This is a genomic window from uncultured Cardiobacterium sp. (assembly GCF_938028185.1).
In the GTDB taxonomy this organism is placed as follows: Bacteria; Pseudomonadota; Gammaproteobacteria; order Cardiobacteriales; family Cardiobacteriaceae; genus Cardiobacterium.
Genome location: NZ_CALJAH010000459.1, coordinates 1 through 2,705 on the forward strand (window position 1 = coordinate 1; position 2,705 = coordinate 2,705).

General features: G+C 61.6%; 3 protein-coding genes. All 3 read left to right on the top strand.

Going from position 1 to position 2,705, the window contains the following annotated elements; genetic code table 11:
* Nucleotides 1–146: 146 nt before the first annotated feature.
* The 3 genes from Q0349_RS13290 (at nt 147) to Q0349_RS13300 (ending at nt 2,674) form a co-directional block, all read left to right on the top strand.
* Nucleotides 147–893 carry a leucine-rich repeat domain-containing protein gene (locus Q0349_RS13290; protein ID WP_298081495.1) on the top strand — a complete coding sequence of 249 codons (747 nt, stop codon included), beginning with the start codon at nt 147–149 and terminating at the stop codon, nt 891–893.
* Between the two features lie 13 nt (nt 894–906).
* Nucleotides 907–1,713: a Cof-type HAD-IIB family hydrolase gene (locus tag Q0349_RS13295; RefSeq protein WP_298081496.1), complete on the top strand. Its 807-nt coding sequence runs from the start codon at nt 907–909 to the stop codon at nt 1,711–1,713.
* A gap of 166 nt (nt 1,714–1,879) precedes the next feature.
* On the top strand, nt 1,880–2,674 hold the full coding sequence (locus tag Q0349_RS13300) for a Cof-type HAD-IIB family hydrolase (RefSeq protein ID WP_298081497.1): 795 nt from the start codon (nt 1,880–1,882) through the stop codon (nt 2,672–2,674).
* Nucleotides 2,675–2,705 lie beyond the last annotated feature (31 nt).

Here is a 2,705-nt window from a genome sequence, read left to right on the forward strand (position 1 = left end):
GCAGGCTGGCGCGCAATTCGCGGCGGATGAGGAGCGGGAGCATGGCAGGCGGGATGGTTATGGAGCGGCGCAGCTTAGCGGCTGCGCAGGTGTAAATCCAGATGCGCTATCATGGCGCGGTTTTTCCGCGTCCCGAAGGAGCAACCATGCGCAAAATCCTCGCCTTTTTTGCCCTCGCCTGCCTGACCCCGGCGCTGGCGGCTGATGACGACTGGGTCGCCCGTCTCAACGCCTGGGCGGACGAATTCCAGATTCCCGCCGACATCCTGCCGCGCGAACGCGATGCCCTGCTCAAGCTGGACGCATTGCATTTATTTCAGAATGATTGGTCAAACAGACCCAAAATCACCTATCTGCCACCGGAAATCGGCGAACTGCGGCAACTGGAACGTCTCCAGCTGCAAAACAACAGCCTTGCCGAGTTACCCGCCGAAATCACCAACCTGCGGCAACTGTACTTCATTGGGCTTGACGGCAACCGCTTTACCGATTTCCCCACCGTACTCTTTCAACTGCCGCAACTGAGTACCGTCTCGCTAATGGATAACCCGCTCACCCGCCTGCCGCCGGAAATCGGTGAATTTCAGCAACTACGGAGTCTAAATGTCTCTGGTTGCGGGCTGACCGACCTGCCGCCCGGACTGTTTGAGCTGCGCCAACTGGCAGATTTGGATCTCGGCTTCAACCAGCTTGACCACCTGCCGCCGGAAATCGGCAACTTGCAGGAGCTGCTTGAGCTCAGACTGCACGCCAACCCGCTTACCGCGCTGCCTGCCGAAATCACCCGGCTAAACAAACTGCAACTGCTGCTGATTGACGCGCCCGTCAAACTCACACCGGCACAAAAAAAGTTTGAAAAACAAGTACTCTCCCGCTACCCATCCACCCCTTGAACGACAAACCACCATGACCCCCAAAATCATCTTCTTCGACATCGACGACACCCTCTTTCGCAAATGGCAGGACTTCATGCCCGAATCGGTGCTGCCCGCCTTCCGCGCCCTGCAGGAGGCGGGCGTGCTCACCGCGATTGCCACAGGCCGCAGCCCCTGCGCCCTGCCCGCGAAAATCCGCGCGCTGATTGACACCGTCGGCCTCGACGTACTCGTCGCCATCAACGGCCAGTACAATACTTACTGTGGCGAAGCCATCGCCACCCATCCCATTGACCCCGCCGACATCGCCGAAATCGTCCGCGTTTGCCGCGCCCACGACTGGGATTACGGCTGCACCTCGGACGTAAAAATGGCGCTCTCCTCCGACCGCCAGCGCGTGCATGACTCGCTCTACGGCACCGTGCCGTATAGCACCGACCCCGACTACTGGCAGCGCCACCCCGTTTACCAGATGAACGTCTTCATCACCGCCGAAGAAGAAGCGGCGTTTGCCGCCAGCGGCATCCTGCAACGCGGCTACCAGATGATCCGCTGGCACCCGCTCGGCATCGACCTCTTGCACGCCGACGGCAGCAAGGCGCGCGGCATCCGCGCCATCTGCGCCGCACGCGGCATCGACCTCGCGGCGACCATGGCCTTCGGCGACGAACTGAACGACCTGGAAATGTTCAAAACCGTCGGCTTCGGCGTGGCGATGGGCGACGGCCGCGACGAACTGAAAGCGCTCGCCAAATACATCACCACCCCGCTGGAACAGCACGGCGTCTATAACGCCCTTGTCCACCTCGGCATCATCCCCGGCCCGGCGTGGACTTAATGCCCCCTCCCTCGCAGGACGCGCAGCGTCCGCAGCGGGGGAGGGTCGGGGTGGGGGTAGCGCCCACGAAATCACCGCCCAATACAAATACAGTCCTCCGGTTTGAACACGCATCCATCCGCAACAAAAACCACTTGAACCCATCTGCCACCCGCAAAAACACCCGATGAAAACCCCGAAAATCATCTTCTTCGACATCGACGAAACCCTCTACCGCAAAAGCAGCGACTACCTGCCGGACAGCGTTCCCGCCGCCATCCGCGCCCTGAAAGCGCGCGGCATCATCCCGGCGATTGCGACAGGCCGCTCGCTCGCCGCCCTGCCCGCGAAAATCCGCACACTCGCCGCCGCCGAGAACATCGAACTGTTCGTCACCATCAACGGCCAGTACAACCAGTACCGGGGCGAACCGCTCGCCACCAACCCGATGACCCTCGACGAAATCGAACGCTTCAACGCCCTCTTTGCCCGCCACGGCTGGGACTACACCTACGTCGGCGCCGGACAAATGGCGTCCAACCGGCAAAGCGCGCGCATGGACGACGCCCTCACCGGCATCGGCGACTACATCATTGACCCCGACTACTACCGCCACCAGCCGGTGTACCAATACCTGCTCTACATTGACCCCGCCGAAGAAGCGGCGCTGAACGACAGCGGCGAACTGGGGCGCGACTACCACGCGATGCGCTGGCACCCCTTCTCCGTCGATTTACTGCACGCCGACGGCAGCAAGGCGCGTGGCATCAGGCGCGTCTGCGCAGCGCTCGGCGTACCGCTGGATGAAACGATGGCATTTGGCGACGGCCTGAACGACGTCGAAATGTTCAAAACCGTCGGCTTCGGCGTGGCGATGGGCGACGCCGTACCCGAACTGCGCGCGCTCGCGCAATACCAAACCGGCACCGTCGAAGAAGACGGCATTTATAACGCGCTGCAACACCTCGGTATCATTGCCTAAATTCACCCTCCCCTGCAGGGCGAAGCCCGCA

Bases quoted from the DNA above. Each gene is read 5' to 3' on its own strand.
- Q0349_RS13295 (WP_298081496.1), top strand. From the start codon at position 907: ATGACCCCCAAAATCATCTTCTTCGACATCGACGACACCCTCTTTCGC.
- Q0349_RS13290 (WP_298081495.1), top strand. From the start codon at position 147: ATGCGCAAAATCCTCGCCTTTTTTGCCCTCGCCTGCCTGACCCCGGCG.
- Q0349_RS13300 (WP_298081497.1), top strand. From the start codon at position 1,880: ATGAAAACCCCGAAAATCATCTTCTTCGACATCGACGAAACCCTCTAC.